Source organism: Vagococcus sp. WN89Y (assembly GCF_052220145.1).
Taxonomy (GTDB): Bacteria; Pseudomonadota; Gammaproteobacteria; order Enterobacterales; family Enterobacteriaceae; genus Kosakonia.
On sequence record NZ_JBQPOM010000064.1, the window covers coordinates 15,532 to 42,164 of the forward strand.

26 protein-coding genes are annotated in these 26,633 nt (G+C 56.1%); 6 read left to right on the top strand and 20 right to left on the bottom strand.

Features of this window, described 5'->3' with window-relative positions; genetic code table 11:
• Nucleotides 1–8: 8 nt before the first annotated feature.
• From ubiE to udp, 3 genes are all read right to left on the bottom strand, one after another.
• Nucleotides 9–764 (bottom strand): bifunctional demethylmenaquinone methyltransferase/2-methoxy-6-polyprenyl-1,4-benzoquinol methylase UbiE, encoded by a 756-nt coding sequence (ubiE, locus tag ACTU3N_RS18175; RefSeq protein ID WP_443087532.1) that lies wholly within the window; start codon nt 762–764, stop codon nt 9–11.
• A gap of 66 nt (nt 765–830) precedes the next feature.
• Nucleotides 831–2,267 carry a DNA recombination protein RmuC gene (gene rmuC / locus ACTU3N_RS18180; RefSeq protein ID WP_443087533.1) on the bottom strand — a complete coding sequence of 479 codons (1,437 nt, stop codon included), beginning with the start codon at nt 2,265–2,267 and terminating at the stop codon, nt 831–833.
• Between the two features lie 142 nt (nt 2,268–2,409).
• Nucleotides 2,410–3,171, bottom strand: a complete 762-nt coding sequence (gene udp / locus ACTU3N_RS18185) for a uridine phosphorylase (protein ID WP_443087534.1) — start codon at nt 3,169–3,171, stop codon at nt 2,410–2,412.
• 259 nt (nt 3,172–3,430) lie between these two features.
• Here udp and ACTU3N_RS18190 point away from each other — a divergent pair, with 259 nt between their 5' ends.
• Complete coding sequence (locus ACTU3N_RS18190; protein ID WP_443087535.1) at nt 3,431–4,237, top strand: dienelactone hydrolase family protein; 807 nt, start codon at nt 3,431–3,433, stop codon at nt 4,235–4,237.
• 39 nt (nt 4,238–4,276) lie between these two features.
• On the opposite strand, the gene metE is transcribed toward ACTU3N_RS18190, so the two are convergent.
• A complete protein-coding gene (gene metE, locus ACTU3N_RS18195) occupies nt 4,277–6,538 on the bottom strand; it encodes a 5-methyltetrahydropteroyltriglutamate--homocysteine S-methyltransferase (RefSeq protein ID WP_443087536.1) in 2,262 nt (753 codons plus the stop codon).
• A gap of 2 nt (nt 6,539–6,540) precedes the next feature.
• Complete coding sequence (locus ACTU3N_RS18200; protein WP_443087537.1) at nt 6,541–6,870, bottom strand: hypothetical protein; 330 nt, start codon at nt 6,868–6,870, stop codon at nt 6,541–6,543.
• Between ACTU3N_RS18200 and metR the strand changes: the two genes are divergently transcribed.
• Nucleotides 6,853–7,806 (top strand): HTH-type transcriptional regulator MetR, encoded by a 954-nt coding sequence (metR, locus tag ACTU3N_RS18205; protein WP_443087538.1) that lies wholly within the window; start codon nt 6,853–6,855, stop codon nt 7,804–7,806. The genes ACTU3N_RS18200 and metR overlap by 18 nt on opposite strands.
• Here metR and ACTU3N_RS18210 read toward each other — a convergent pair.
• The 3 genes from ACTU3N_RS18210 to pldB form a co-directional block, all read right to left on the bottom strand.
• Nucleotides 7,694–8,593 (bottom strand): carboxylate/amino acid/amine transporter, encoded by a 900-nt coding sequence (locus tag ACTU3N_RS18210; protein ID WP_443087539.1) that lies wholly within the window; start codon nt 8,591–8,593, stop codon nt 7,694–7,696. The genes metR and ACTU3N_RS18210 overlap by 113 nt on opposite strands.
• Nucleotides 8,594–8,673: 80 nt before the next feature.
• Nucleotides 8,674–9,474, bottom strand: a complete 801-nt coding sequence (gene yigL / locus ACTU3N_RS18215; protein ID WP_443087540.1) for a sugar/pyridoxal phosphate phosphatase YigL — start codon at nt 9,472–9,474, stop codon at nt 8,674–8,676.
• A 21-nt stretch (nt 9,475–9,495) separates the two neighbouring features.
• Nucleotides 9,496–10,488, bottom strand: a complete 993-nt coding sequence (gene pldB, locus ACTU3N_RS18220; RefSeq protein ID WP_443087541.1) for a lysophospholipase L2 — start codon at nt 10,486–10,488, stop codon at nt 9,496–9,498.
• 109 nt (nt 10,489–10,597) lie between these two features.
• On the opposite strand from pldB, the gene rhtB reads away from it, so the two are divergent.
• On the top strand, nt 10,598–11,218 hold the full coding sequence (gene rhtB / locus ACTU3N_RS18225; RefSeq protein WP_443087542.1) for a homoserine/homoserine lactone efflux protein: 621 nt from the start codon (nt 10,598–10,600) through the stop codon (nt 11,216–11,218).
• A gap of 9 nt (nt 11,219–11,227) precedes the next feature.
• On the opposite strand, the gene rhtC is transcribed toward rhtB, so the two are convergent.
• From rhtC to pldA, 3 genes are all read right to left on the bottom strand, one after another.
• Complete coding sequence (gene rhtC / locus ACTU3N_RS18230) at nt 11,228–11,848, bottom strand: threonine export protein RhtC (RefSeq protein ID WP_443087543.1); 621 nt, start codon at nt 11,846–11,848, stop codon at nt 11,228–11,230.
• Nucleotides 11,849–11,909: 61 nt separating this feature from the next.
• A complete protein-coding gene (gene recQ / locus ACTU3N_RS18235; protein WP_443087544.1) occupies nt 11,910–13,736 on the bottom strand; it encodes an ATP-dependent DNA helicase RecQ in 1,827 nt (608 codons plus the stop codon).
• A gap of 67 nt (nt 13,737–13,803) precedes the next feature.
• Nucleotides 13,804–14,673: a phospholipase A gene (gene pldA / locus ACTU3N_RS18240; RefSeq protein WP_443087545.1), complete on the bottom strand. Its 870-nt coding sequence runs from the start codon at nt 14,671–14,673 to the stop codon at nt 13,804–13,806.
• A gap of 160 nt (nt 14,674–14,833) precedes the next feature.
• On the opposite strand from pldA, the gene yigI reads away from it, so the two are divergent.
• Together yigI and rarD are read left to right on the top strand one after the other, a co-directional pair.
• A complete protein-coding gene (gene yigI, locus ACTU3N_RS18245; protein WP_443087546.1) occupies nt 14,834–15,301 on the top strand; it encodes an acyl-CoA thioesterase YigI in 468 nt (155 codons plus the stop codon).
• Nucleotides 15,302–15,356: 55 nt separating this feature from the next.
• Nucleotides 15,357–16,253: an EamA family transporter RarD gene (gene rarD, locus ACTU3N_RS18250; protein ID WP_443087547.1), complete on the top strand. Its 897-nt coding sequence runs from the start codon at nt 15,357–15,359 to the stop codon at nt 16,251–16,253.
• Between the two features lie 36 nt (nt 16,254–16,289).
• Here rarD and corA read toward each other — a convergent pair whose 3' ends face one another.
• From corA to lptM, 8 genes are all read right to left on the bottom strand, one after another.
• Nucleotides 16,290–17,240: a magnesium/cobalt transporter CorA gene (gene corA, locus ACTU3N_RS18255; protein ID WP_443087548.1), complete on the bottom strand. Its 951-nt coding sequence runs from the start codon at nt 17,238–17,240 to the stop codon at nt 16,290–16,292.
• 152 nt (nt 17,241–17,392) lie between these two features.
• On the bottom strand, nt 17,393–17,449 hold the full coding sequence (gene ysgD / locus ACTU3N_RS18260; protein WP_369407361.1) for a YsgD/CorL family protein: 57 nt from the start codon (nt 17,447–17,449) through the stop codon (nt 17,393–17,395).
• Nucleotides 17,450–17,597: 148 nt separating this feature from the next.
• Nucleotides 17,598–19,760 (bottom strand): DNA helicase II, encoded by a 2,163-nt coding sequence (gene uvrD / locus ACTU3N_RS18265; RefSeq protein WP_443087549.1) that lies wholly within the window; start codon nt 19,758–19,760, stop codon nt 17,598–17,600.
• Between the two features lie 168 nt (nt 19,761–19,928).
• Nucleotides 19,929–20,645 (bottom strand): 5-amino-6-(5-phospho-D-ribitylamino)uracil phosphatase YigB, encoded by a 717-nt coding sequence (gene yigB / locus ACTU3N_RS18270; protein WP_443087550.1) that lies wholly within the window; start codon nt 20,643–20,645, stop codon nt 19,929–19,931.
• Nucleotides 20,645–21,547 carry a tyrosine recombinase XerC gene (xerC, locus tag ACTU3N_RS18275; protein ID WP_443087551.1) on the bottom strand — a complete coding sequence of 301 codons (903 nt, stop codon included), beginning with the start codon at nt 21,545–21,547 and terminating at the stop codon, nt 20,645–20,647. Before xerC ends, yigB begins: the two co-directional genes overlap by 1 nt.
• Nucleotides 21,544–22,251, bottom strand: a complete 708-nt coding sequence (locus ACTU3N_RS18280) for a DUF484 domain-containing protein (protein ID WP_443087552.1) — start codon at nt 22,249–22,251, stop codon at nt 21,544–21,546. Before ACTU3N_RS18280 ends, xerC begins: the two co-directional genes overlap by 4 nt.
• Nucleotides 22,248–23,075 (bottom strand): diaminopimelate epimerase, encoded by an 828-nt coding sequence (gene dapF, locus ACTU3N_RS18285; RefSeq protein WP_443087553.1) that lies wholly within the window; start codon nt 23,073–23,075, stop codon nt 22,248–22,250. Before dapF ends, ACTU3N_RS18280 begins: the two co-directional genes overlap by 4 nt.
• Nucleotides 23,076–23,108: 33 nt before the next feature.
• Complete coding sequence (gene lptM / locus ACTU3N_RS18290; protein WP_443087554.1) at nt 23,109–23,312, bottom strand: LPS translocon maturation chaperone LptM; 204 nt, start codon at nt 23,310–23,312, stop codon at nt 23,109–23,111.
• 137 nt (nt 23,313–23,449) lie between these two features.
• Here lptM and cyaY point away from each other — a divergent pair, with 137 nt between their 5' ends.
• Nucleotides 23,450–23,770, top strand: coding sequence for an iron donor protein CyaY (cyaY, locus tag ACTU3N_RS18295; protein WP_443087555.1), 321 nt, complete (start codon nt 23,450–23,452; stop codon nt 23,768–23,770).
• Between the two features lie 30 nt (nt 23,771–23,800).
• Here cyaY and cyaA read toward each other — a convergent pair whose 3' ends face one another.
• Entirely contained in the window at nt 23,801–26,344 is a 2,544-nt protein-coding gene (gene cyaA, locus ACTU3N_RS18300) for a class I adenylate cyclase (protein ID WP_443087556.1), read from the bottom strand.
• Nucleotides 26,345–26,633: the final 289 nt, after the last annotated feature.

Here is a 26,633-nt window from a genome sequence, read left to right on the forward strand (position 1 = left end):
CCCTCCTGTCAAAACTTGTAGCCACGGTGCAGGGCAACGATCCCGGCGGTCAGGTTGTAATAATCTACATTTTCAAAGCCTGCATCCTGCATCATTGCTTTCAGCGTATCCTGATCCGGGTGCATACGAATGGATTCTGCAAGATAACGATAGCTTTCCGCATCGTTTGCCACCATCTGGCCAATGCGCGGCAAAACATGGAAAGAGTAGGCGTCATAGACTTTGCTCAGCGGCTCGATAACCGGTTTGGAGAACTCCAGCACCAGCAGACGACCGCCGGGCTTTAACACGCGGAACATCGAACGCAGCGCCTTCTCTTTTTCGGTCACGTTGCGCAGACCAAAAGAGATGGTGATGCAATCAAATGTGTTATCCGGGAACGGCAGCGCTTCGGCATTGGCCTGAACGTACTCAACGTTACCGATAACGCCGATGTTGCGCAGCTTTTCACGCCCCATTTTCAGCATCGATTCGTTAATATCAGCCAGTACTACCTGCCCGGTTTCACCCACCAGGCGCGAGAATTTTGCCGTCAGATCGCCGGTCCCACCCGCCAGATCAAGAACCTTCTGCCCACGGCGCACGCCGCTGCAATCGATCGTAAATCGTTTCCATAACCGGTGAATGCCCATCGACATCAAATCATTCATGACGTCGTATTTTGACGCCACTGAATGGAAGACATGCGCCACCATGTCAGCTTTGTTCTCTTTGGCGACGGTCTGAAAACCAAAGTGCGTCGTCTCTTTTGAATCTTCCGCCATCTTAGTGCCTGCTATTCAAGAATTTGTATTTGAAGTGTAACAGATTGGGCGCAATTGCCCTACGTTTCAACCAGTCGGGGACGCTTTTACAGGCGATTCTGCGCACGCAGCGGGCGCATCTGAACGATTCTCTGCGCGCCCCTCACGCAAACGAAACTCCTCATCCTGCGCCAACGCCTCTGCGGCCAGCTCCGGGTTAATCTCGCGTTTGATCTCAACGCCAAGCCCGCGGAACGCTTCGGCCTGGGCGAGTAAATTGCCTCGCCCGCTGCTCAGTTTCTTCATGGCCTGGCGGTAATTATCCTGGGCTTTATCAAGCGACTGGCCGACTGAGGACATATCGTCCACGAACAGGCGCATTTTGTCATATAAGCGGCTTGCCCGTTCTGCTATCTGCTGCGCATTGCGGCTTTGATGCTCATAGCGCCACAGGTTCGCTATTGTGCGTAGCGCCACCAGCAATGTGGTCGGGCTGACCAGCATAATGTTACTTCTCAGCGCTTCGGTAACCAGCTCCGGCTGCCTGTCGATAGCAATCAAAAACGCGGGTTCTACCGGGATAAACATCAGCACATAATCGAGGCTGCGAAGCCCCGGAAGCTGCTGGTAATCTTTACGCCCGAGCAGACGGATATGGTTGCGCACCGAGGCAATATGCTCCTGGAGAGCCGCTTCACGGGCGTATTCATCTTCCGCGTTGAAATAGCGTTCATAAGCCACCAGCGTCATTTTGGCATCGATAACCACATCTTTACCCTGCGGCAAGCGGACGATGACATCCGGCTGCATCCGCGCACGGTTATCGGTTTCAATGCTCACCTGCGTCTGATACTCATACCCTTCACGCAGACCGGAGGCCTCCAGCACGCGGGTCAGCACCACTTCGCCCCAGTTGCCCTGGGTTTTGTTATCGCCTTTCAGCGCGCGCGTCAGGTTAATCGCTTCCTGCGCCATTTGCGCGTTGAGCTGTTGAAGGTTACGAATCTCATGGGCCAGGGTATGGCGCTCGCGGGCTTCCTGGCCGAAGCTCTCCTGCACCTGGCGGCGAAAACCATCAAGCTGCTCGCGCAGCGGCGTAAGGAGGCTGTTGAGGCTCTGGCGGTTTTGCTCATCCACCCGGCGGTTGCTCTGCTCAAAAATCCGGTTAGCGAGGTTTTCAAACTGCTCGCTCAGACGCTGCTCGCTGCTGTGCATCTGGCGCAGCTTCTCTTCCGCATGCAACTGGGTCGCTTCGAGACGGGTGGTGACTTCGCGCAGGTCGGCTTCCAGCGAGCTATTAATATGCTGGAGGCTTCGAAGCTCGTTATTAAGCAGTTCACACTCTTCGCGCCAGTGCTCGTTCTGGCTAATCTGCTGTTTGGCGGCGCTAAGTTCACTGAAAACGTCGCGCTGCTCAGCAAGCAGTTCCGCCTGCTGCTGCGCGCCGCGCCAGCTTGCCGCCAGCCAGCCGACCAGTACTCCCGCCAGCGCAACCGCTGCCATCACAATTATTGACGTGTCCACCGCGCCCCCTTGTTAGCTCATCCATACAACGGAGAATTGTGCTGTATAAACGTCCAGTTTGAAAGAGCTTTCCTGTGAAGCATTACGCAAAAACAGAAACGGCCCCCCGCAGGAAGCCGTTGAAAAAGAATAAAAGCGCGATTTATATCAGTCGGCGCGCCGCTTCCACGACGATTTTCACCGCGTGGCTTTCGGTCTGCTTCATGGTTTCTGCGTTCGGGATCTCCTGCTGGGTGCGGTTAACAATCACCCCGGCGACCATCCCTGCGCGTAGCCCCTGGCTTGCGCACATGGTCAGAAGCGTCGCGGACTCCATTTCGTAATTCATCACGCCCATGGATTGCCACTCTTCCATAGAGCCTTTGAAGCGGCGAACCACGCGGCCTGAAAAGGTGTCGTAACGCTCCTGGCCTGGGTAGAAGGTGTCAGAAGACGCCGTCACGCCAATATGCTTCGTTGCGCCAATAGCGTCGGCGGCTTCCACCAGCGCTGTCGTACAGGCGAAATCAGCAACGGCCGGATACTCCATCGGGGCAAAATGCAGGCTGGCGCCGTCCAGGCGGACGGACGCGGTGGTGATCAGCACATCGCCAACATTAATATGCGGCTGGATAGCGCCAGTGGTGCCCACTCGCAGGAAGGTACGGATGCCGAGCTGCGCCAGTTCTTCTACGGCAATAGAGGTAGAAGGCCCGCCGATACCGGTAGAACAAACGATAACCGCTTTTCCGTCCAGCATGGCTCGCCAGCTGGTAAATTCACGGTGAGATGCCAGCTTGACCGGCTCATCCATTAGCGCGGCGATCTTTTCCACACGCTCCGGGTCGCCAGGGACGATGGCCAGCGTAGCCCCTTGTAAATCTTTTTTGGTGAGGCCGAGATGAAAAACATCAGACTTGGACATGACAGACTCCTCTGTGGTCGGTTTTATCAGTAGAGGCAAAAAGCTACTTTACAGAAGTCGCGGGCTAAGTTTCGTGATTGATATCACTCCGACTGTAAATGTTTGCATAACGTTTCTGTAAAATAGTGACTAACATCACATTATGATATTGCACTGCTTCATTCAGCAGCAAAGATAGCCTGGCCTGAGTGGATTTGCGCGCAGCGACCGCTTCCCGACTATAGTTAGTGAAGCGCTAATAAAGGGTATGGAGAATGCCATGACAACAAACAGACCAACAGGCTTTGCACCTGCGGCTTCACCTCTTGCTTCAACAACAATACACACACCGGAAGACGCCATCACTGCGGGGGAAACAACGATCCCAACGCAGGGCGAAAATATGCCTGCGTACCACGCTCGCCCGCAAAATGCCGAAGGGCCGCTACCGATTGTGATAGTGGTGCAGGAGATTTTCGGCGTGCATGAGCATATCCGCGATATTTGCCGCCGCCTGGCGCTGGAGGGGTATCTGGCCATCGCACCAGAGCTCTATTTCCGCCAGGGCAATCCAAATGATTACGCCGACATCCCGACGCTCTTCAGCGAGTTGGTCAGTAAAGTGCCGGATGCCCAGGTGCTCGCCGATCTCGATCATGTCGCCAGCTGGGCTGCGCGTAACGGCGGCGATGCTCATCAATTACTGATCACCGGTTTTTGCTGGGGCGGGCGCATCGCCTGGCTGTATGCGGCGCATAACCCGCAACTGAAAGCGGCGGTGGCGTGGTACGGGAAGTTGTTAGGGGATAAAACGCTTAACTCGCCGCGCCATCCGGTTGATATTGCAACCGATCTGAACGCGCCCGTGCTCGGTTTGTACGGCGCGCAGGACACGGGTATTTCGCTGGAAAGCGTGGAGACCATGCGTCAGGCGCTGCGTGCGGCAAATGCCAGGGCAGACATTATTGTTTACCCTGACGCCGGGCACGCGTTTAACGCAGATTACCGCCCGAGCTATCATGAAGAATCCGCGAAAGACGGCTGGCAGCGGATGCTGGCATGGTTTGCGCAGCACGGTAAAAAATAATTAACGCGCCGCCGGTTATGCAACGGGCGGCGCGGTAGCTTACTGCTGGCGCAGGTTTTGCGCCGCTTTCACCATGTTAGCCAGCGCGCTGCGTGTTTCTGGCCAGCCACGGGTTTTCAGGCCGCAGTCCGGGTTCACCCACAGGCGCTCAGCCGGGATACGTAGCGCGGCTTTTTGCAACAGCGCTTCAATCCATTCGACGCTCGGCACATTCGGCGAGTGAATGTCATAGACGCCCGGGCCGATTTCGTTCGGGTATTCAAACTCTTCAAACGACTCCAGTAGCTCCATATCCGAGCGGGACGTCTCGATAGTGATAACATCGGCATCCAGCGCCGCGATAGAGTCCATGATGTCATTGAACTCGCAGTAGCACATATGTGTGTGGATCTGCGTCTCGTCTTTCGCAACCGCCGCGTTGAGACGAAAAGCCTCCACGCCCCACGCCAGGTAGGCATCCCAGTCGCTACGGCGCAGCGGCAAGCCTTCGCGCAGCGCCGGTTCATCAATCTGGATGATACCAATACCGGCGGCTTCCAGATCCGCCACTTCATCACGCAGCGCCAACGCAATCTGCTTCGCGATAGTCTCACGGCTGACATCCTCGCGCGGGAACGACCAGCAGAGAATGGTGACCGGGCCGGTGAGCATCCCTTTGACCGGTTTGTCGGTCAGCGACTGGGCGTATTTTGCCCATTCAACGGTGATGGCTTCCGGGCGGCTAATATCACCAATCACAATCGGCGGCTTCACGCAGCGGGAACCGTAGCTTTGCACCCAGCCGTTTTGCGTAAAGACAAAGCCGTCCAGATGCTCGCCAAAGTACTCCACCATATCGTTGCGCTCTGCTTCGCCATGCACCAGCACATCCAGCCCCAGGCGCTCCTGCTCGACTATCGCTTGTTTGATATGCCCGGCGATGCCGGTGCGATAGTTGTTGGCATCCAGCTTGCCTTTTTTAAAGTCCAGGCGCAGGCCGCGGATTTCAGTGGTTTGCGGGAAAGAGCCGATGGTGGTGGTTGGCCACGCAGGCAAGTTAAAGCGTGCGCGTTGCGCCCTGGCACGTTCGGCGTAGGGGCTTTGGCGCTGGCTATCCTGGGGCGAAATTGCCGCCAGACGTCTCGCCACCGCCGGGTTATGCACGCGGGTTGAGTGGCGGCGAGCCTGAATCGGCGCGCTCCACGCTTCCAGCGCCTGTGTGTTGCCACTGTTAAGCGCGTCACGCAGTAGCGCAAGTTCATGGCATTTTTGCAGCGCAAAGGCGAACCAGCTTTTGACTTCGGCATCGAGGCGCGTTTCCACGCTCAGATCGATGGGGCTATGGAGCAGCGAGCAGGACGAGCCAACCCACAGATTACGCTGGCCGACGATCGCGTTGATTTGCGCGTATTTTTCGGTTAGATCCGCACGCCAGACATTACGGCCATTGATAAGACCAGCCGAGAGCAGCCAGTCGGCGGGCAGACGCTGATGCAACTGCGCCACACTATCGTTGCCATGCACCAGATCCACGTGCAGCCCCTGCACCGGTAGCGCAGTGATGGTGTCCAGGTTTGGCGTGACGCCTTCAAAATAGGTGGTCAGCAGCAGTTTCACCTGACCGTTCAGCGCCGCGTAAGCCGTTTTGTACGCGTCCAGCCAGGCCTGCGGCAGTTCCAGCACCAGCGCGGGTTCGTCAATTTGCACCCATTCGATGCCGCGTTTGGCAAGCTCTGCCAGCACCTGTTGGTATACCGGCAGGATGGCGTTCAGCAGGCTTAAGCGATCGAAGGACTCGCCTTTGACTTTACCCAGCCACAGGTAGGTTACCGGGCCGAGCAGCACCGGTTTGATTTTGTGGCCAAGAGCCAGCGCTTCGTCCACTTCGTCGAGCAATTGGGTCCAGGTCAGTTTGAACTGCTGGTCTTTGCTGAACTCCGGCACCATGTAGTGATAGTTGGTGTTAAACCATTTGGTCATTTCTGCCGCCGCCGCCGGTTCCCCCGTTGGGGCGCGGCCACGGCCAATGCGAAATAGCGTATCGATATCCACCGATCCGTCCGGGTTCTGGTGGCGCGCCGGTACGTTACCCAGCAGCAGGCTGGTGGTCAGCACATGGTCGTACCAGGCGAAATCCCCCACCGGCAGCAGATCGATTCCGGCCTCTTGTTGCTGTTGCCAGTGGCGCGCGCGCAGCTCACGCCCGGTCGCCAGTAGTTCTTCGCGGCTGCTGTTACCCGCCCAGTAGCTCTCTTGCGCTTTTTTCAACTCGCGACGCAGGCCAACGCGAGGAAAACCGAGGGTGTGATTCAGAATGGTCATTTTTAGCCTCTTTTTAGTGAATCCGCAGGATTGAAGGCGACAAACGGTTGAATCCCCCGGCGCGTACTGAAGGTGTGATTCAAGAATGTCACTTTTAAACAAATCCGCAGGATTTCGAATTCAGGGAAGGCGGCAAGCGCATGAATCGCCGGGAGCTTACTTATGTAAGTGACCGGTGTGAGTAAGCGCAGCCAACGCACCATCAATTCGAAAGACAATGGATTTTTAGACGTCCAGATGTTTACACATCCATAATGTAAAGGTACTGTATAAACCTCAAGCGCAAATTGCTCATAGCGAAGTGAAGGACATTCATGATCGAGGTTAAACATCTGAAAACGCTGCTGGCGTTACGGAATTGCGGGTCGCTTGCGGCGGCGGCGGCAACGCTGCATCAAACGCAGTCCGCGCTTTCCCACCAGTTCAGCGATCTGGAACAGCGCCTTGGCTTCCGGCTATTTGTGCGTAAAAGCCAGCCGCTGCGCTTTACGCCACAGGGGGAAATTCTGTTGCAGCTGGCGAATCAGGTGCTGCCGCAGATCAGCCGCGCGCTACAGGCCTGTAACGAACCGCAGCAGGCAACCCTGCGCATTGCTATCGAATGCCATAGCTGTATTCAGTGGCTGACGCCTGCGCTGGAGAATTTCCGCCAGCACTGGCCGCAGGTCGAGATGGATTTTAAATCCGGCGTGACGTTTGACCCGCAGCCTGCGCTGCAACAAGGCGAGCTGGATCTGGTGATGACCTCCGACATTCTGCCGCGCAGCGGGCTGCACTACTCACCGATGTTTGATTTTGAAGTGCGGCTGGTACTGGCGCCGGATCACCCGCTGGCGGCGAAAGCGCGGATCACGCCGGATGATATCGCCAGCGAAACGCTGCTTATCTACCCGGTGCAGCGCAGTCGGCTCGATATCTGGCGGCACTTTCTGCAACCGGCAGGCATCAGTCCGTCGCTGAAAAGCGTGGATAACACGTTGTTATTAATTCAGATGGTGGCGGCGCGCATGGGGATTGCCGCGCTGCCGCACTGGGTGGTGGAAAGCTTTGAGCGCCAGGGGCTGGTTGTGACCAAAACCCTGGGCGAAGGGTTGTGGAGCCGGCTGTACGCCGCCGTGCGCGAGGGCGAGCAGCGACAGCCGGTAACCGAAGCGTTTATTCGCTCAGCGCGGAACCACGCTTGCGATCATCTGCCGTTTGTGCGCAGCGCGGAGCGACCCAGCGCCGATGGACCCACAGCGAAGCCATTATCACCGCCCCCCCAATAATAAAGCTCGGCCAGTGCGGCTGCTCCTGCCAGATGGCGAGGTTAACCAGCAACCCGGCGGGAACGTGAACATTGTTCATAATGCCAAGCGTACCGGCGTCTACCTGTGTGGCGCCGTAGTTCCACATAAAATACCCCAGCCCGGACGCCACTACGCCCAGCCACACCAGCACGCCCCATTGTAGCGTCGTTGTCGGCAGCTTTTGCGGGTTGCCCATCACCAGCCATGCCGCCGCCGCAATCACCAGCGCGCCGAGATAGAACCAGGCAAAGGCGTTGTGTTGCGGCATCGGGCGCGTTTCCATCAGCCGCTTATAGCCGACCATACCGATGGCAAAGCTGATATTCGCCAGCTGCACCAGGATAAGCCCAATCCAGAAGTGATCGCTGACTTTGTCATAACGAATGATCGCCGCGCCAATAACCGCCAGCCCGGCGCTGAGGGCATAACTCCAGCGCAGCCGACGTTTGCTCAGCAGATCGTAAATCAGGGTGATATAGAGCGGCGTAAACACGGTGAAAAGCAGAAACTCGGAAACCGTCAGGTAGAGATAAGCCTGAAAACTGAACAGGTACATCACGCCAAGTTGCAGCGCACCCACCAGCATATAGAGGCCAAGCGTTTTCAGATTGTGCCCACGCGCGCGCAGAAAAGGTAAAAACACCAGCGCCGCCAGACCCACGCGCATCAGCACGGAGAAATAGCTGTCGACATGGCCAGCAAGGTACTCGCCAATCAAGCTAAAGGAGAATGCCCACAGGATAGTGGTGATAATCAGTAACGCCACAATGAATGTCTCGCAAGATAGTGAGCATTCATTGTAGCGAACTCAGTTGCGCAACGTTTGTGTATTTAGTTTACGTTTGATTACTTCATAAACAATTCGCGCAGGTAATGTGGCACCGCGTTTTCCGCATTGGTACCGATCACTTCCAGCGCCGGGTATTGTTCTTTCAGGCGCTGGTGCGCGTTGCCCATGATGCAGCCTTTACCCGCCATCGACAGCATTTCCGCGTCATTCATGCCATCGCCAAAAGCGATACACTCTTTCAGGCTGTAACCGAGCGCCCCGGCGACCGCTTCCAGCGCATGCCCTTTCGAGACGCCGCCCGCCATCACTTCCAGGCAGGTGAGCGTCGAGAAACTCACATTGACGCGATCGCCCCAACGCGCATTTATCGCCTGCTCCAGCGGCAGCAATTTTTCGTGACTGATGCTGGTAAAGAAGACCTTACTGATCCCCTCAGGCTCCAGCAGCGCAGGTTCATACAGCGAATACTGGAACACCGCTTCTTTGAAAAAACGCATCTCTTCCGGGCGGTGGCGGTTCATAAACCACTCATCGTCGCGGTAGACGTTGGTCACTATCTCTTCATCGTTATGCACTACGGCAAAGAGATCGGTGGCGATATCGCTATCCAGATTATGGGTAAAGACCAGATTACCGTCGGTATCATGCACGCGGGCACCGTTAGAGGTAATCATATAGGCTTTGATATCCAGATTGTCGCGAATTTGCGAAACATCAACATGGTGACGACCGGTGGCAAAGACAAAGTTGACGCCACGGGCGGTGAGCAGCTTTAGCGTTTCTTTGGCGTAAGAAGAGAGTGTGTGGTCGGGCGAGAGTAACGTGCCATCTAAATCAGACGCAACAACCTGGTACATAAGAAAATTTAACCTCAATAATTAGTTATGCCTGTCGAAAAAGTCGACGATGGCGTTGAGCGCGACCGCGCGCATAGCGTCCTTTTCGAAAAGGATCTCATGGTACGCGCCGCGTATGACAAACGGCTTACCTCCCTCACAGGGGTGGCCTGCCGCAGCGCGAATTTCACAAAAACGTTGGTGCATGCGGTTATCCACCACGTGCTCGTCTTCTGCCTGGAGTATTAATGTCGGCGTCGCATCCTTTGCCGCGCCCGCCAGCGCTTGTTCACCCGCCTGGATACCTTCACGCACCCAGTGCATCGTTGGCCCGCCAACGCGCAGCCTCGGCTCGTCGGCATAGAACCGCAGATTGCGCCGGTAGCGCTCGCGACTGTGGGTTAATATGTTGATAGCAAAGGGTAACGCTGTCCAGCTTCCGGTGCCAAGCGCGTAGCCTTCACGAAAACGCGGGTAGCTTTCCGCCCAGTCGAGCAACGGGCGCACCACCCATTCCGGCAGGCGGATAATAATGCCGAACATCGGAGCGCACATAGCGATAGCGTCGCACGCGTTTGGAGATCGCTGTAAAAAGAGCTCGGAGATGGCGCCCCCCATCGAGTGCGCCAGGATATAGCGCTTACGCCACGGCCCGCTGGCCACTTCCTGTTCCCAGAACGCCGCCAGGTCATCGACATAATCGCTAAAGTTGACCACATGACCACGGTGCGAATCCGCCAGCATACGCCCGGAAAGCCCCTGCCCACGGTGATCGATGATTAATACATCATAACCGAGATGGAACAAGTCATACGCCAGCTCGGCGTATTTGATATAGCTTTCAATGCGCCCGGGACAGACGACAATCACCCGGTCGTTACCTGGCGCGCAGAAGCGGACGAAGCGCACCGGGACATTATCCACGCCGGTGAATTCAGCCTCTTCGCGCGAGCGCCAGAAATCCGTCAACGGCCCCATCGTAAAAGCCGCGAACGCTTTTTCTCTGGTTTCCCATGATTTTTTATGCCGAAACATCGGAATTTCGCCCCTGTTAGCTCGGTAAAATCGTTTTTTTTTAAGCAATAGCAAATTCCGCTGACATTAGCGTATTGTGGCATAAAAACAGACAACCAGGGAGTTTCTCATGACCTTCGAGTGGTGGTTCGCCTACTTGCTGACGTCCATAATTTTGAGCCTGTCGCCGGGATCGGGCGCGATTAACACCATGACGACATCGATTAGCCACGGTTATCGCGGTGCAGCGGCGTCCATTGCCGGGCTGCAAACGGGCCTGGGTATCCACATCGTGCTGGTGGGCGTCGGTCTGGGAACGCTGTTCTCCCGCTCTGTTCTTGCCTTCGAGGTGCTGAAATGGGCGGGCGCTGCCTACCTGATTTGGCTCGGTATTCAGCAGTGGCGAGCCGCCGGGGCTATCGATCTGAACACGCTGGCGCAGACCCACTCACGCGGGCGTCTGTTTAAGCGAGCCGTGTTTGTTAACCTGACGAACCCGAAAAGCATTGTGTTTCTCGCCGCCCTCTTCCCGCAGTTTATCGTGCCGCACCAGCCGCAGGTTATGCAGTATGTGGTGCTCGGCGCGACAACGATTGTCGTCGATATCATTGTGATGATTGGTTATGCAACGCTCGCACAACGCATAGCGGCGTGGATTAAAGGCCCACGCCAGATGAAAGCGCTGAATAAAGTGTTTGGTTCATTGTTTATGCTGGTGGGCGCGCTGCTGGCTTCCGCGCGCCACGCCTGAACACAATGTTTAGCGGGAAATAATGAGATGGATGCCAAACCCGGTAAACAGCGCACCGGCAATGCCGTCGATCCATTTCGCCGCTCTCTGGTAGCCGCGACGCATAGCCGGTAAGGCAAACAAACTGGCAACAATGGTAAACCAGGCGAAGGTTTCCACGGCGATCAGCAGGAAGATGCCCCAGCGCGCGCTGGCGCCCACGCTTTCGCCAACGAACAGCGAAAACACCGAGCCAAAGTAGATGATGGCTTTCGGGTTGGCGAGGTTGGTGAGTAAGCCTTTTATAAAGCTGCGCCCGCCGGTCGCCAGTTCAACATGCGGCGCGCCGCCCGAAGCCGTCTCTTTTTTTAGCGCCGCGCGCAGCATCTGATAACCCATCCAGCACAGATAAAGGCCGCCACCGACCATAATAATGCTGTGCAGCCACGCCATTTTTTGCAGGATCAGGTTCAGCCCGAGCAGCGCCACGCCTGCCCATATCATCACGCCTGCGGTGATACCCAGCACGCCCATCATCGCCTCTTTGCGTGAGCGGCTGACGGCAGTCTGGGAGACAAAAAAGAAATCAGGGCCGGGGCTTAGCAGCGCGACAAAATGGACCAGTGCGACCGTAAGAAATAGCATCAACATAAATGACTCGCGAAGAAAGCGTTTTGAGAGTCACTATCCTCGCACCTTTTTACCAGGCTGGCTACTCTTCGTCGCCATCGACATGCGCGCGGATCAGCGCCATAAACTCCTGGCCAAAACGTTCGAGCTTACGCGTGCCCACACCGTTAACGCTCAGCATTTCGCCCGCCGAGAGCGGCATTTGCTCCGCCATCTCAATCAGCGTCGCATCGTTAAACACCACATACGGCGGAATGTTCTCTTCGTCGGCAATCGCTTTGCGCAACTTACGCAACTTGGCGAACAGTTTACGATCGTAATTCCCCACCGCTGCTTTCTGCATAACTTTGGGTTTTAGCGCCACCATACGCGGCACCGCCAGCATCAGCGGCACCTCGCCGCGAAGCACCGGGCGTGCGGCTTCTGTGAGTTGCAGCGCCGAATGCTGAGCAATATTTTGCGTGGCAAACCCTAAGTGGATCAGCTGGCGAATGACGCTTACCCAATGCTCGTGGCTCTGCTCGCGGCCAATGCCGTACACCGGCAGTTTGTCGTGCCCCAGCTCGCGGATGCGCTGGTTGTTGGCACCGCGTAGCACTTCCACCACATAACCCATACCAAAGCGTTGGTTGACGCGGTAAATCGCCGACAGCGCTTTTTGCGCATCCTGTAAACCGTCGTACTGGCGCGGCGGGTCCAGGCAGATATCACAGTTGCCGCACGACGCCTGACGCCCTTCGCCAAAATAGTTAAGCAACACCAGGCGGCGGCAGGTTTGCGCTTCGGCAAACGCTCCCATCGCATTCAGCTTGTGCCGCTCGATATCCTGTAGTGGCCCGGCGGGTTTCTCTTCAAGGCAGCGGCGCAGCCACGCCATATCGGCCGGGTCGTAAAACAGCATCGCTTCGGCCGGTAAGCCATCGCGCCCGGCGCGCCCCGTCTCCTGATAATAGGATTCGATATTGCGCGGGATGTCGAAATGCACCACAAAACGCACGTTCGGCTTGTTGATGCCCATACCAAAAGCCACCGTCGCCACCACGATTTGCAGATCGTCGCGCTGGAACTGTTCCTGCACCCGCGCACGCACCTCGTTCTCAAGCCCCGCATGGTACGCCGCTGCGCTAAAGCCACGGCTCTGCAAGCGCGCGGCGGTGTCTTCGACTTTGGCCCGGCTGTTGCAATAGATGATGCCGCATTTGCCGCGCTGCTCCTGCACGTAGCGCAGTAGCTGGTCGAGAGGCTTGAATTTTTCCATCAGCATGTAGCGGATGTTCGGACGGTCAAAACTGCTGACCTGAATCAGCGGATCGTGCAGGCCAAGCAGGTTAACAATGTCGCGGCGGGTGGTGTCGTCCGCCGTGGCGGTCAGCGCCATAAACGGCACAGCGGGCAACATCTGGCGCAGGTGGCCGAGTGCTGCGTATTCCGGGCGGAAATCATGCCCCCATTGGGAAATACAGTGCGCTTCATCCACGGCCAGCAGCACCGGGTTCCACTGGCGCAGTTGATCAAGGAAGTTGTCGAGCATCAGGCGCTCAGGTGCAATGTACAGCAGCCGAATCGTCCCGTTACGGCAGCCGCTAATCACGTCCTGCTGCTGTTCACGGCTTTGCGTCGAGTTCAGGCATGCCGCCGCAACACCGTTGGCAAGCAGCTGATCAACCTGATCTTTCATCAGCGAGATGAGGGGTGAAACCACTACCGTCAGGCCATCTAATACCAGCGCCGGGATTTGATAGCACAGGGATTTCCCGCCGCCGGTCGGCATCACCACCAGGCAGTCGCGACCACCGAGTACCGTGTCGATAATATCCTGCTGGCCAGGGCGGAACTGCTGGTAGCCAAAGGTTTCCTGTAAAACCTGTTTAGCCAGCGATCCCTGATTCAATACTTCCGCCTGCGCCACATTGACCCCATTTGCCTGAAATAAAAACAGGCGCTATTTTCAGCGCCTGCGACAGAAACTGCAATGTTTAAAACAAATCGTTGAGCATAACGCCCACGCCGACACGCGTTTGATTGTAGTTATAATCAATCAGCGATTCGCCGTAGCCGCTGTATACCTGAGTATAAAAACGGACATGTTTGGTTACCGGGTAGCTCAGCCCGACTTCCGCGCCGCCGTAGCCGGTATTCCAGTTGTACTGCCCTTTGGCGCTCAGAATAGCATCGCCAATCTGATAGCCAATTTTTAGCTGGTAATAGCCCATATATTTCGTGATGTCCGGGTTGTCATTGGTTTCACCGACCACATACCAGGGTTTCACTTCCACCAGCCAGTTATTATTTTGCGCCATCAGGCGCGTATAGACGCGGTTCCAGCTTCGCGACGTGGGATCTGAACGCCCGTTTGAATCATGGTGATAACCAAACTCCACATCGCGCAACGTCCAGCCCGCGAAAGAGTAATCTGTCGCAAAACCGAGGAAGACCTGCGGCTCATAGTTCGTTTCACGAAACGGGCTGGACTCACCGCTGTTGGAAAGCTGCCACCAGGACTTTTGTGTGTACGCCGCGCCCAGCACTGAGCTTGGCCCCAGAATGCCGCGCCAGAGAGGGAACGCGAGGCTTAGCTGGAACTTGACCTCGTCTTTACGTGCGTTATCCGCCCAGCTATAGGAATTAATCGCGTCCTTATTCAGGCTACTGGTATAGGTATAGAGCACATAATTGGACTCATAAGGATAGAGCGTGAAAGGGTTATCATGCTCTTGCAATAAGTTAGCGATAATGCTGCCGCGCACGGCTGGCGCGTCATGCACTTCTTTTATTGTGGCTTCCCTGGCTAATGCCATAGACGGCAAAGCGAATGCTGCGAAAACCCAACCCAGAGCGGTCCGCATCGGTTTTGTGCTCCCAAATCATTGTGTTGAATTGATGAATCTTCCGAAACGTATTCTACATACATATTGCGAAACTGCGCAGGTCTCTCTGCTTAAACTGGCGCTCAACAAACAATAAGCATAAAATCAACATTTCATTAACTCATCGGATCAGATAACTATGTCAGCCGTTCTCACAGCCGAAGAAGCGCTAAAACTGGTTGGTGAAATGTTTATTTATCATATGCCTTTTAACCGCGCGTTAGGCCTGGAGCTGGGGCGTTATGAGAAAGCGTTTGCCGAGGTGAATTTTACTAACCAACCGATGATGGTCGGCAACTGGGCGCAAAGCATTATGCATGGCGGCGTAATCGCCTCAGCGTTGGACGTGGCCGCAGGCCTGGTCTGCGTGGGCAGCACGCTCACCCGGCATGAAACGATTGCCGAAGAGGAGCTGCGCCAGCGGTTATCACGCATGGGCACCATTGATTTACGGGTGGATTACCTGCGGCCTGGTCGCGGTAATCGCTTCACCGCCAGCGCCGCTTTGCTGCGTGCCGGAAATAAGGTCGCCGTCGCCCGCGTGGAGCTGCATAACGAAGACTTGCTGCATATCGCCAGCGCGACAGCCACTTATATGGTGGGGTGAGTCAGCTGCAAAAATCGGTTACCATGCATTAACGTTCCCGTAATGAGTTTTCCTGATGGATGCAAAACAGACGCGGCTGGGCATTTTCCTTGCCCTGGCCGCTTATTTTATTTGGGGTATTGCCCCGGCTTATTTTAAGATTATCTGGTACGTTCCGGCCGATGAAATCCTGACCCACCGCGTTATTTGGTCCTTCTTTTTTATGCTGGCGCTGATAAGCATCAGCCGTCAGTGGAGCAGTGTTAAAGCCCTGCTGCAAACGCCGAAAAAAATCTTCCTGCTGGCCTTATCCGCCTTGCTGATTGGCGGCAACTGGCTGTTATTTATCTGGGCGGTGAACCATAACCATATGCTGGAAGCCAGCCTGGGGTACTTTATCAATCCGCTGGTGAATATTTTGCTGGGGATGCTGTTTCTGGGCGAACGTTTTCGCCGCATGCAGTGGCTGGCCGTGTTGCTTGCCGCCATCGGTGTGCTGGTGCAGCTGTGGACCTTCGGCTCGCTGCCCATCATCGCGCTCGGCCTGGCCTTTAGTTTTGCTTTCTATGGCCTGATCCGCAAAAAAATCGCGGTCGATGCGCAAACAGGGATGCTGGTAGAAACACTCTGGCTGCTGCCGGTCGCCGCAATATGGTTGTTCGGCATCACCGATAGCCCGACCAGCCATATGGCGCAAAACACGCTGTCGCTGAACCTGCTGCTGATTGCCGCCGGAATCGTCACCACGATCCCCCTGCTGTGCTTTACCGGCGCGGCAACACGCCTGCGGCTCTCCACGCTGGGCTTTTTCCAGTATATTGGCCCGACATTGATGTTCGTGCTGGCGGTGACGTTTTACGACGAACACCCTGGCGCAGATAAGATGGTGACCTTTGGCTTTATTTGGGTGGCGCTGGCCATTTTTGTTATGGATGCGATTTATACCCAGCGCGGATTGCGTAAAAGACGGTGATATGACGGGCGGAGATCCCGCCCGTAAAATTGCGTGTTACAACCAGTTACGGCGTTTGAAGTAGAGATACGGCGCAAGCCCGGCGAGGATCATAAAGATAATCGCCCCTGGATAGCCGAAGCTCCAGTGCAGCTCAGGCATAAACTCAAAGTTCATCCCGTAGCTGGAGGCCACCAGCGTCGGCGGCAGAAACACCACCGACACCACCGAGAAAATCTTAATGATGCGGTTCTGCTCGATATTGATAAAACCCATCGCCGCCTGCATCAGGAAGTTCACTTTCTGAAACAAGGACTCATTGTGCGGCAGCAGGGATTCGATATCGCGCAGGATCTCACGCGCCTGCTCAAGCTGGCCGGACGGCAAACGCGCCTTGCGCACCAGGAAATTCAGCGCGCGCTGGGTATCCATCAGACACAAACGCACCTTCCAGCCGATATCTTCCTGCTCTGCCAGCGTCGAGAGCGCTTCATCGTACTCATCGCCCTGCTGCCCTTCCATAATGACGCGACTGAGCTTTTCCAGATCGCTGTAGATGTTTTCTATTTCATCCGCCAGCTGTTCGATTTTGGTTTCAAACAGATCGAGCAGCAGCTCATAGGCGTTGCCATCGACCATTTCCTGGCTGCGGGCGCGCATACGATAGAGACGAAAAGCGGGTAGCTCGCGTTCGCGCAGGGTGAAAAGACGCCCTTCGCGGATGGTGAATGCAACCGTTGAGTTACCAGCGTGGTCTTCCGCATCTTCATAGAAAAAGAAGGAGTGGATGTGTAAACCGTCTTCATCTTCAAAGAAACGCGCCGATGCTTCGATGTCTTCCAGTTCAGGACGGGTGGCCAGATTCTGACCCAATTCCGTTTGCACGCGGGAACGTTCTTCATCGTCCGGCTCGACCAAATCAACCCAAACCGAGCTGGCGAGGTGCTTGATTTCGTCCGACTCAAGGCGGGTTAAACGATTGTTTTCCAGTTGAAATGCGCTCAGCATGGCCGGGACTCCCAATGCAAAAAATATCGGACAGTTCACAGGGCACACAAGAAACAGATGGCGTTTCAGACCATTAAACAGCCTGACTCAGCGCGACGGGAAGTAGTGCAGGTCGCTGACAACCGCTAAGGCTATCAGCACGAGGAATAGCCTTAGGAGTTGTTCCTGAAAAACAGGAAATTGAGCCAGTATCTACTGGGTGTGTCCAAGGCGAATGTCCTCTTAGCGTGATCGTGCGCGCATGTTACGCCAGCACATATAAAGCGTCAACATGCAACGAAACGTCAAAAAGCATTATTTGCCTTTCAACGTATAAGGCTAGCAGATTATTACAAAAACATGATGTTTTTCTGAATGTTATACGGCCTCAAGCTTGGCGTAGGCGGCAACCAGCCATTTGATGCCCTGCCCCTGAAAAGCCACCTGTAAGCGGCTGTGCTCGCCGCTGCCTTCCATATTGACCACCGTGCCTTCGCCAAACTTAGCATGGCGCACGCGCTGGCCGAGTTTGTAACCCGTATCGCTCTGCGCCACCGGCGTGCCCATACGCTGATGGCTGACCGGGCGGCTGATGCTGGCGCGTAAACGCACCTCTTCGACACACTCTTCCGGCAGCTCGCCGATAAAGCGCGACGGACGGTGGTAAACCTCTTTGCCGTACAGACGGCGGGTTTCCGCATAGGTTAAGGTGAGCTTTTGCATCGCGCGCGTGACGCCGACATACGCCAGCCGGCGCTCCTCTTCCAGGCGACCGCCTTCATCCAGCGACATCTGGCTGGGGAACATGCCCTCTTCCATGCCGACAATAAACACCTGCGGGAACTCCAGACCTTTCGCCGAGTGCAGCGTCATCAGCTGTACCGCATCCTGCCAGGTATCCGCCTGCCCTTCGCCCGCTTCCAGCGCCGCGTGGGATAAAAACGCCTGCAACGGCATCAAATCTTCGTCTTCGTCGTTATAGCTGAACTGGCGCGTTGCCGTCACCAGCTCCTCTAAGTTTTCAATGCGCGTCTGGCCTTTCTCGCCCTTTTCCTGCTCGTACATCATCCACAGGCCGGAATCTTTAATCACCCGGTCAGTTTGCACGTGCAGCGGCATATCGGCGGTCTCTTGCGCCAGCGCTTCAATCAGCTCAAGGAAGCGCTGTAATGCGCTTGCCGCGCGGCCTGCCAGCGCTTTTTCCTGCAACAGCTCGCGCGTCGCCTGCCACAGCGTAAGCTGCCGGTCGCGCGAGGCCTGGCGCACCACATCCAGCGTGCGATCGCCGATGCCGCGCGTCGGCGTATTGACCACGCGCTCAAACGCCGCGTCATCGTTACGGTTGGCAATCAGGCGCAGATAAGAGAGCGCATCTTTGATCTCCTGGCGTTCGAAGAAGCGCATGCCGCCATAAATACGATACGGCATACTGGCCTGCAACAACGCCTCTTCCAGCACGCGCGACTGGGCGTTGCTGCGATAAAGGATCGCACACTGCTCAAGCGCCCCGCCGTTGTCCTGCCAGGTTTTGATACGGTTGACGACAAAACGTGCTTCGTCCAGCTCGTTAAACGCGCAGTAAAGCGAAATCGGCTCGCCGTCGATGCCTTCCGTCCACAGCTTTTTACCCAGACGCCCGTTATTGTTCTCAATCAGGGCGTTAGCGGCGCTCAGGATATTGCTGGTGGAGCGATAGTTTTGCTCCAGACGAATGGTCTGCGCGCCGGGAAAATCGTTGAGGAAGCGCTGGATATTCTCCACCTGCGCGCCGCGCCAGCCGTAGATAGACTGGTCGTCGTCGCCGACGATCATCACTTTGCCGCTGTCGCCCGCCAGCAGGCGGATCCATGCGTACTGGATATTGTTGGTATCCTGGAACTCATCCACCAGGATGTTGGTAAAGCGCTCGCGATAATGCTGAAGAATATGCGGCTTGTTGAGCCACAGCTCGTGGGCGCGCAGCAGCAGCTCGGCAAAATCCACCAGCCCGGCGCGGTCGCACGCTTCCTGGTACGCCTGATAGACTTTCTGCCAGGTCTGCTCCACCGGGTTACCAAAGCTCTGAATATGGTGCGGGCGAATGCCTTCATCTTTCTGACCGTTGATGTACCACATCGCCTGGCGCGGCGGCCACTGCTTCTCATCAAGGTTCATGGCTTTTATCAGACGCTTTAACAGCCTGAGCTGATCTTCGCTGTCGAGAATTTGAAAATCCTGCGGCAGTTTCGCATCCATATGGTGCGCGCGCAGCAGGCGGTGCGCCAGACCGTGAAAGGTGCCGACCCACATACCGCCCTGTGTGGTGCCCATTAGCTGGCCGATACGGTGGCGCATTTCTGCCGCCGCTTTGTTGGTGAAGGTCACCGCCATAATCGAGTAGGGCGAGCAGTTTTCGACGCTCATCAACCACGCGATGCGGTGAACCAGCACACGCGTCTTACCACTGCCCGCCCCTGCCAGCACCAGCATATTGCTGCGCGTCGCGGCAACGGCGTCGCGCTGTTTGTCATTGAGGCTGTCGAGCAGATAAGAAACGTCCATGGGCACCGCCAAAAATAGTCAGGAGCAGCTACGCCAGCCTGTTCGGCCAGCGCAAAGGCGAGACTTGCTCACCCTTGCCGCACGAGGTAAGCAAGCAAACACAGCACACTTGCGGGCCGAAGGGTGACGCGTAGCCAACCCTGGGGATTTATACAATACTGCTGGTGATTATATCAGCGAAGTCAGGGATGCCAACCGTGAAATTTCGATGTGCGGCAACAAACGGCTGTCGGCGGCCTGCAACAGGTCGGCGCCTTGCGGTTTGATCCAGCACGCCTGCATTCCGCTGCGGATAGCACCCGCCACATCCGTCGTCAGGTCATCGCCCACGTGCAGGATGTCGCCGATAGCCACATCCAGGCGCCCGGCGGCCAGGTGATACATATCGCTAAAGGGTTTGGAACGCCCGTCAGGCCCGGCGCGCAGCACAAATTTGAAGTATTCTCCCAGACCGAACAGCTCCGGCTGGGCATTACCGTTGGTGATAGCCACTAGCGGCCACTTTTTCGCAAGCCTTGCGAGCGTGTCGTGGGTTTCCTGCGGCACATCAATACGGCTGCGCCATTTGGCAAAATTGACCATCGCCGCGTTTGCGCCAGCGGCGGCTTCTTCCGGCGTCAGCCCCGCCTCCAGCATGGCACGCTCCACCGAACGGCGACGCCACTCGGTCACATCGTGGTAAATTTCCGGCTCGCTTTCGCGCAGCGACTGGCGCAGGCGATGAAGTTCCGTGTTTTCCAGGCCTTTTAAAGCCGGGTGATAGCTTCGCACAAACGCCAGCGCTTCCTGCTCTGTTCGCTGAATAACGAGCCGGTTGTCATAAAGTGTGTCGTCCAGGTCAAAAGTTAGCGCAGCGATATGGCCTAAAGGGCGGTAAAAACGCATTATTTCCCCCGTTTTGCGCGCGGATGAGCCGCATCGTACACCGTGGCAAGATGCTGGAAATCCAGATGCGTATAGATTTGTGTCGTGGATAAATTGGCATGGCCGAGCAACTCCTGCACGCCGCGCAGGTCGCCGCTTGACTCCAGCATATGGCTGGCAAATGAGTGACGCAGTTTATGTGGGTGTACATGGCTGTTCAGCCCCTGTTTTATGCCCCACTCGGCAAAGCGTTTTTGCACGTTGCGCGCTGAAATACGTTTGCCCAGTTTCGACAAAAACAGGGCCTCTTCCTCGGCACCAAACAGCCCGCGCAGGTCAAGCCAGTGCTCCACCCAACTGACCGCGTTGCGCCCGATGGGTACGCGCCGCTCTTTGCTCCCTTTACCCAGCACCCACACTTCGCCGCTTTCCAGATCCAGATGTTTGATATCCAGGTTCACCAGCTCAGACAGACGCAGCCCGGCACCGTACATCACCTCCAGCATCGCGCGGTCGCGCACCGCCAGCGGATCGTTAAGATCGATATCCAGCAGACGATTTATATCATCGACATCAATATTTTTAGGCAGATGACGCGGCGTTTTCGGCGCGGATATGCCTTTCGCCGGATTAGCGGGAAGCGCCCCCTGGCTGACCATCCAGTCGAAGAAGCTGCGCAGCGCCGAGAGCCGCAGCGCAAGGCTTGTTGGCCCCAGGCCTTTACGCCGACTGCGCACCGCAATGGCACGCACCATCACCGCATCGCACTGTTGCCAGCTTTTCAGACCGATTTCATCGGCCAGCGCAATGATGGCATCAAGCTGGCGCTGATAATTGAGCAGTGTGAGGGGGCTAAGCTGGCGTTCGACACCGAGGTAGCGGATAAACCGCGCCACCTCTGTTGCTAATAAAGCCTCATTCATACGCGTTCAATCCAGCGTTGCAGAAGACCCGGCAGCATTTGCGCGATCTCCTGTAACAGCTGAGTTCCCTGCCCTTGCTGATAATGATGTGCATCACGGCTGGAAAAGAGCACCACGCCAAGGTCGCCGTCTTCGCCCATCAGCGACATCGCCACCGATCCGACCGCTTTCGCTTCCGGCAAAAGTAGCAACAGTTCCGGCCCGTTCAGTGGCCCCAGGTAGTGATGCTGATGCCCCAGCCGTTGAATGCGCAGCGGCTCAAACGCCTGGCGGGATAACGCAAGGTCGGTGAAACGGGACGGAGCGCCAAGCCGCCAGCGGTCGGGGAACAGGCGGATGGCCACACCTGCCAGGCCCAGCTCACGCGCCCAGCGGTGAAAGCGGCTGAGCATCTCGTCGAGACTACTGGCCGACACCAGCTGGCTTTGCAAACGCAGCAGGCGATAGAACAGGCCTTCGTTGGCGCTGGCTTGCTCCGCCAGCAGCGACATGTTCTCTTCCAGCGCATTAATATGGTCACGAGAGCGCGCCATATGCCACTCCACCAGCGATACGGTACCGCGCACCGGATGCGGCACGCGCAGCTGTTCTACCAGCCGCGCATTGCGGATAAAGAACTCAGGATTCTGCAGTAAATACGCCGCCACCGAACTATCGTCCAGCCCGGCCTGGGTTTCCTGTTGCTCTTCTCCAACTTGCTTCATAGGTGAATAAATCCGTCGTAGACATGTGCCGCCGGGCCAGTCATAAACAGCGGTTGACCCGGACCTTTCCAGGCGATATCGAGTCGCCCGCCTGGTAATTCAACGCGCACTTCTTGCGCCAGTAAACCTTGCTGAATACCCACCGCAACCGCCGCACAGGCGCCGCTGCCGCAGGCTTGCGTCTCCCCCGCGCCGCGCTCAAACACCCGCAGCCGGATATGGTCGCGCTTCACCACTTGCATAAAGCCGATGTTGGCGCGTTCCGGAAAACGCTCATGGCTCTCCAGCATCGGCCCGAGGGTTTCGACCGGCGCGCTCTCCACATCATCCACCTGAATAACACAGTGTGGATTGCCCATGGAAACCACGCCGCACAATACGGTGTGCTCCGCCGCGCGCATGATGTAGGTCTTTTCCGCTTTGTTTGCGCGAAACGGCACCTGCGAAGGCTCGAAGTTCGGCTCGCCCATATTGACGCGCACTAACTCATCTTCCGTAACGCTCAATACCATACGGCCATTCGCCGTACTGACGCGGATGTCACGTTTATTGGTTAAACCTTTCAAACGCACAAAACGCGCGAAGCAGCGCGCGCCGTTTCCGCACTGCGAGACTTCGCTGCCATCGGCGTTAAAAATTCGGTAGTGGAAATCCAGCTCGGGATCGTAAGGCGGTTCCACGATCAGCAGTTGATCGAAACCAACCCCGAGATGGCGATCCGCCAGACGACGGATCAGCTCTGGGGAAAAAAAGACATTCTGCGTCACCGCGTCGACGACCATAAAATCGTTGCCAAGGCCATGCATTTTAGAGAACTGCATCATCTACTCCATTTACGCGGATACAGAACGGTAACGTTAGTAATTCACCTGCGTTGGCGCACCCGTGTCACCGCGATCGTGACGATCCGGCGTCGTTGACTGAATGGTGCTTTCCTGCGCTTTGGTTGGCGGCGGCGCGTTCTTATCGGCGGGCGGGAAATAGAGCGGCCCTTTCAGACCACAACCCGTCAGGCTGAACAGCGTCAGCAGTATAGCCAGCGTGCGAGAAACATCTTTCATTGTAAGTTGCCTGTAAGTTCATTCTTTCTGCTACCTATCATCGCAGGAGAAGACACAAAAGCAAGAGTTTGCGCGCTTAGCGCATCGGGAAATATTTCGCGTTATACTGCCTCCATCATAAAAAACGGGAAAGCAGAATGAACGACAGTGAATTTCATCGCCTCGCCGACGGCCTGTGGCTCACCATTGAAGAACGCCTTGATGACTGGGATGGCGACAGCGACATCGATTGTGAAATCAACGGCGGTGTACTCACCCTGAGCTTTGAAAACGGCAGCAAAATTATCATCAACCGCCAGGAGCCGCTGCACCAGGTATGGCTGGCGACCAAACAGGGCGGCTACCATTTCGACCTGAAAGGCGACGAGTGGGTCTGCGACCGTAGCGGCGAAACCTTCTGGGATCTGCTGGAACAAGCGGCCACTCAGCAGGCAGGTGAAACGGTTAGCTTTCGTTAAGCAGGTTAGCCCGGCGCACCGGGCTAACCATCACGAAAAATACTGCTGTAACAGCGGCGCGTCGTGATCCTGGTTGGCCGGGGTCACGGCGTTGATAGCCTGGCTGCGGAACGGAATCACCTGCGCGCGCCCGTCGACATTTACGATCTGGTAGAACTGCGGCAAGTTGAAGTTGATAAAGCTTGAGCCGTAGGTGAAACGGTCATGGGACGACGAGTAGAACCGGCTGACGTCGCGCACCAGCTCCTCTTTGCTGCCTTCGCAATGATGGTAAACTTCCGCGCGGTTGCTCTCATCCAGAATATAGATGTTAAAGCCCTCTTCACCGGTCTCTTCAAAGAAGAACTGGATTATGCCTTCGCTGGCAAAGCCATCCACCACCGCCGGTAGCTTGACATGATTAGTCTCTACCTGCACCGACAAGCCATGCAGTTTATTGTGTGAAATCGCGCCGTAAAACTCGATAGCGTTTTCCAGTTTCTGCACCGAGACATTCAGCCGTTCGAAGAACAATCCCCAGGTCTGCCCGGCTACGCGCAACGCTTTAAAGCGCCCGGTTTCCTGGCGCGTACTGGAAAGACGCAGCTCAATACACTCAGAAACCAGCTGCTGCACGCGGGTGCGAATAAGGCCGCGCAGATGCTGGCTGTAGCAGAACACTTCCACGCTATCCGGCGGCGCGGCATCCTGGTGCATTTTGCCCAGAATCGTTTTCAGCGCCTCGATCATCGCCTGCTCGCCGTTGAAATGCAGGGTACGCACTTCGTTCCACGAGTTGCGATAGAGCAGATCGACGCTGCCGACCAGGCAATTTTGCTGCTCGCCAAAGCTGAACACATCCAGCTTGCGGAAATCAAAATGCACCACCTGGTTACGAAACGCCGCTGTCGGGTCGTACTCCAGGTTAACAATTATCGCCAGATGACGGATTTCGCACGGGCTGTACAGCGCTTTTGGCGTGGGCGCGGGCAGGCGCAACGGGAAGTGATGCGACACATCCGCGACCATTTCCTGCAGTTTCGCCAAATCAACAATACCGTTGCCTTTTATATAAAGGTGCGTGCGCGACGTCAGCAGACCGTTGAACCAGGCCCAGGCCACCAGCTTATTCAGATAGCGGTTATATTCCAGCGGCTGATGGCTGATGATGGAATCCATATTCGGCGCGCGGTTGTACAGATACCAACCCGTACGGTTGGCGCGGCCCGGCGGCACATGAATAAAGGTTAAGTTTGGCTCGGAGAGATCCGGTGAAATTTGCGGGTTCACCAGCGTCACTTTCCCCGGTAGCGCTTCAAACGCCGCATACAGCTTACGGGTGAGCACCCCGATATCCTGCGGGCTGGCGGAAACGCTTAGATTATTGCGGCGAGCGAAACGAATCAGGTTGCGATAGCTCTGCATCATCGCATCGAGCAGCTCGTTGTGCGCCTCGCGCACCTGGTCAATCTTCCAGTTTGCGCGGTTATCCAGCATCGCAACGCGCGCTTCGTCCCAGCCCCACTCTTTAACCAGTTGGGTGATCACTTCGCGGCGCCAGCCAACGCAGGCGCGCTCACGGCTCAGCCTTTCGCACACTTTTAAGTAGAAACAGCGGCGCACGAGGTCAAGACGCGTGGTGTCTTCAATTGCCGTCAGATAATGAGTGACGCGCTCCAGCATCATGCAGTACGAATCAAGGCCGAACGACACGATCTCACCATCGTGCAGGCGCTGTTTGATATCTTTGGCCAGCAGGCGCGTGTTGGGATATTCCCAGGAATAGGCTTCGAGCAACAGGGTTTTCAGCACCGCTTTATAGGGCGAGTCGATGCTTTTATAGAGCTGCCAGAGGCTGGCGCCGAAGTACTCTTCCGCCGACAGCGAGCTTAGCCCGCCCAAATCCAGCCACTCGTTTGGCGTCAGCACACCCTGCGCGTAGAGCGTCATCACATAATCGTCGTAATGCTCTTCTTCATCGCACGGCACCATATTCCACAGAATACGTTTACCGGCCATACGCACAGCGGTGCGGTAAAATTCGTCAAGCAGCAGGATGTGCTGCGTCGAACCGCAATCCTCGCCGCCGAGACTGCCGCTTTCGTTATGGCGGAAGCGGTTTTCGTCTATCAGAAAAAAGCTGACTTCAACGCCCAGCGACGCAGCCCAGCTTTCCAGCAGGCTACATTTACGCTGCAATAGCTGGCGCTCTTCGTTATCCAGCCAGGATTGATGACAGACCCAAATGTCGAGATCCGACGAGCAGCTTTGCCCGACGGAGGAGGTGCTGCCCATGGAGTACACGCCGGTAATAGGCAGCTCGCCTTTTGGCGACTCCTGCGCAGGCATACCGCGATGCAGTTCGAGTTCGTTCAGGTAATAAAGTTGGTTTTCGTCGGGCGTGTAGAGGCAAATGCCCTGGGGAACGTTACCGTCAAGATAACCCGGCATCAGCGGATGATGATAATGCAACAATGTCGGCAGCAGACTGTAAACCTGCTGAAAAGCAGGGCCCATGGCAGCAAGCGCGCGATCTACGCGCAGTTGGTTGATGGCATCCAGTCTCTGTTTCAGAGTCTCAATATAGAGGTACAAGACATATCGCCTGATGTTTATACACGTTATTCTTCAAACAGCACGCTTCAAACTGCCCGGCGGCCTGAAGGATAAGCGTATACAGAAAATCCAAAGTAGCCGTCACCCTATTTCGTCCTGGACTTTGTAGGGTTAAAGACGAAAAAATGGTCTAAAACGTGATCAATTTAACACCTTGCACATTGACCGTAAAGAAAGATGCGCTACATAGCAGTGTAGCAGCAAACGTAATCTGTAAATTCCTAAATACGCTCCGCGCGCCGGGCTAAACCTTTCTGCTTTCTGCAAT

Excerpts from the sequence above, each read along its gene's own strand:
- ubiE (WP_443087532.1), bottom strand. The coding sequence starts at position 764 with ATGGCGGAAGATTCAAAAGAGACGACGCACTTTGGTTTTCAGACCGTC.
- udp (WP_443087534.1), bottom strand. The coding sequence starts at position 3,171 with ATGTCCAAGTCTGATGTTTTTCATCTCGGCCTCACCAAAAAAGATTTA.
- ACTU3N_RS18190 (WP_443087535.1), top strand. The coding sequence starts at position 3,431 with ATGACAACAAACAGACCAACAGGCTTTGCACCTGCGGCTTCACCTCTT.
- metE (WP_443087536.1), bottom strand. The coding sequence starts at position 6,538 with ATGACCATTCTGAATCACACCCTCGGTTTTCCTCGCGTTGGCCTGCGT.
- metR (WP_443087538.1), top strand. The coding sequence starts at position 6,853 with ATGATCGAGGTTAAACATCTGAAAACGCTGCTGGCGTTACGGAATTGC.
- ACTU3N_RS18200 (WP_443087537.1), bottom strand. The coding sequence starts at position 6,870 with ATGTTTAACCTCGATCATGAATGTCCTTCACTTCGCTATGAGCAATTT.
- yigL (WP_443087540.1), bottom strand. The coding sequence starts at position 9,474 with ATGTACCAGGTTGTTGCGTCTGATTTAGATGGCACGTTACTCTCGCCC.
- pldB (WP_443087541.1), bottom strand. The coding sequence starts at position 10,488 with ATGTTTCGGCATAAAAAATCATGGGAAACCAGAGAAAAAGCGTTCGCG.
- rhtB (WP_443087542.1), top strand. The coding sequence starts at position 10,598 with ATGACCTTCGAGTGGTGGTTCGCCTACTTGCTGACGTCCATAATTTTG.
- rhtC (WP_443087543.1), bottom strand. The coding sequence starts at position 11,848 with ATGTTGATGCTATTTCTTACGGTCGCACTGGTCCATTTTGTCGCGCTG.
- pldA (WP_443087545.1), bottom strand. The coding sequence starts at position 14,673 with ATGCGGACCGCTCTGGGTTGGGTTTTCGCAGCATTCGCTTTGCCGTCT.
- yigI (WP_443087546.1), top strand. The coding sequence starts at position 14,834 with ATGTCAGCCGTTCTCACAGCCGAAGAAGCGCTAAAACTGGTTGGTGAA.
- rarD (WP_443087547.1), top strand. The coding sequence starts at position 15,357 with ATGGATGCAAAACAGACGCGGCTGGGCATTTTCCTTGCCCTGGCCGCT.
- corA (WP_443087548.1), bottom strand. The coding sequence starts at position 17,240 with ATGCTGAGCGCATTTCAACTGGAAAACAATCGTTTAACCCGCCTTGAG.
- uvrD (WP_443087549.1), bottom strand. The coding sequence starts at position 19,760 with ATGGACGTTTCTTATCTGCTCGACAGCCTCAATGACAAACAGCGCGAC.
- yigB (WP_443087550.1), bottom strand. The coding sequence starts at position 20,645 with ATGCGTTTTTACCGCCCTTTAGGCCATATCGCTGCGCTAACTTTTGAC.
- xerC (WP_443087551.1), bottom strand. The coding sequence starts at position 21,547 with ATGAATGAGGCTTTATTAGCAACAGAGGTGGCGCGGTTTATCCGCTAC.
- ACTU3N_RS18280 (WP_443087552.1), bottom strand. The coding sequence starts at position 22,251 with ATGAAGCAAGTTGGAGAAGAGCAACAGGAAACCCAGGCCGGGCTGGAC.
- dapF (WP_443087553.1), bottom strand. The coding sequence starts at position 23,075 with ATGATGCAGTTCTCTAAAATGCATGGCCTTGGCAACGATTTTATGGTC.
- lptM (WP_443087554.1), bottom strand. The coding sequence starts at position 23,312 with ATGAAAGATGTTTCTCGCACGCTGGCTATACTGCTGACGCTGTTCAGC.
- cyaY (WP_443087555.1), top strand. The coding sequence starts at position 23,450 with ATGAACGACAGTGAATTTCATCGCCTCGCCGACGGCCTGTGGCTCACC.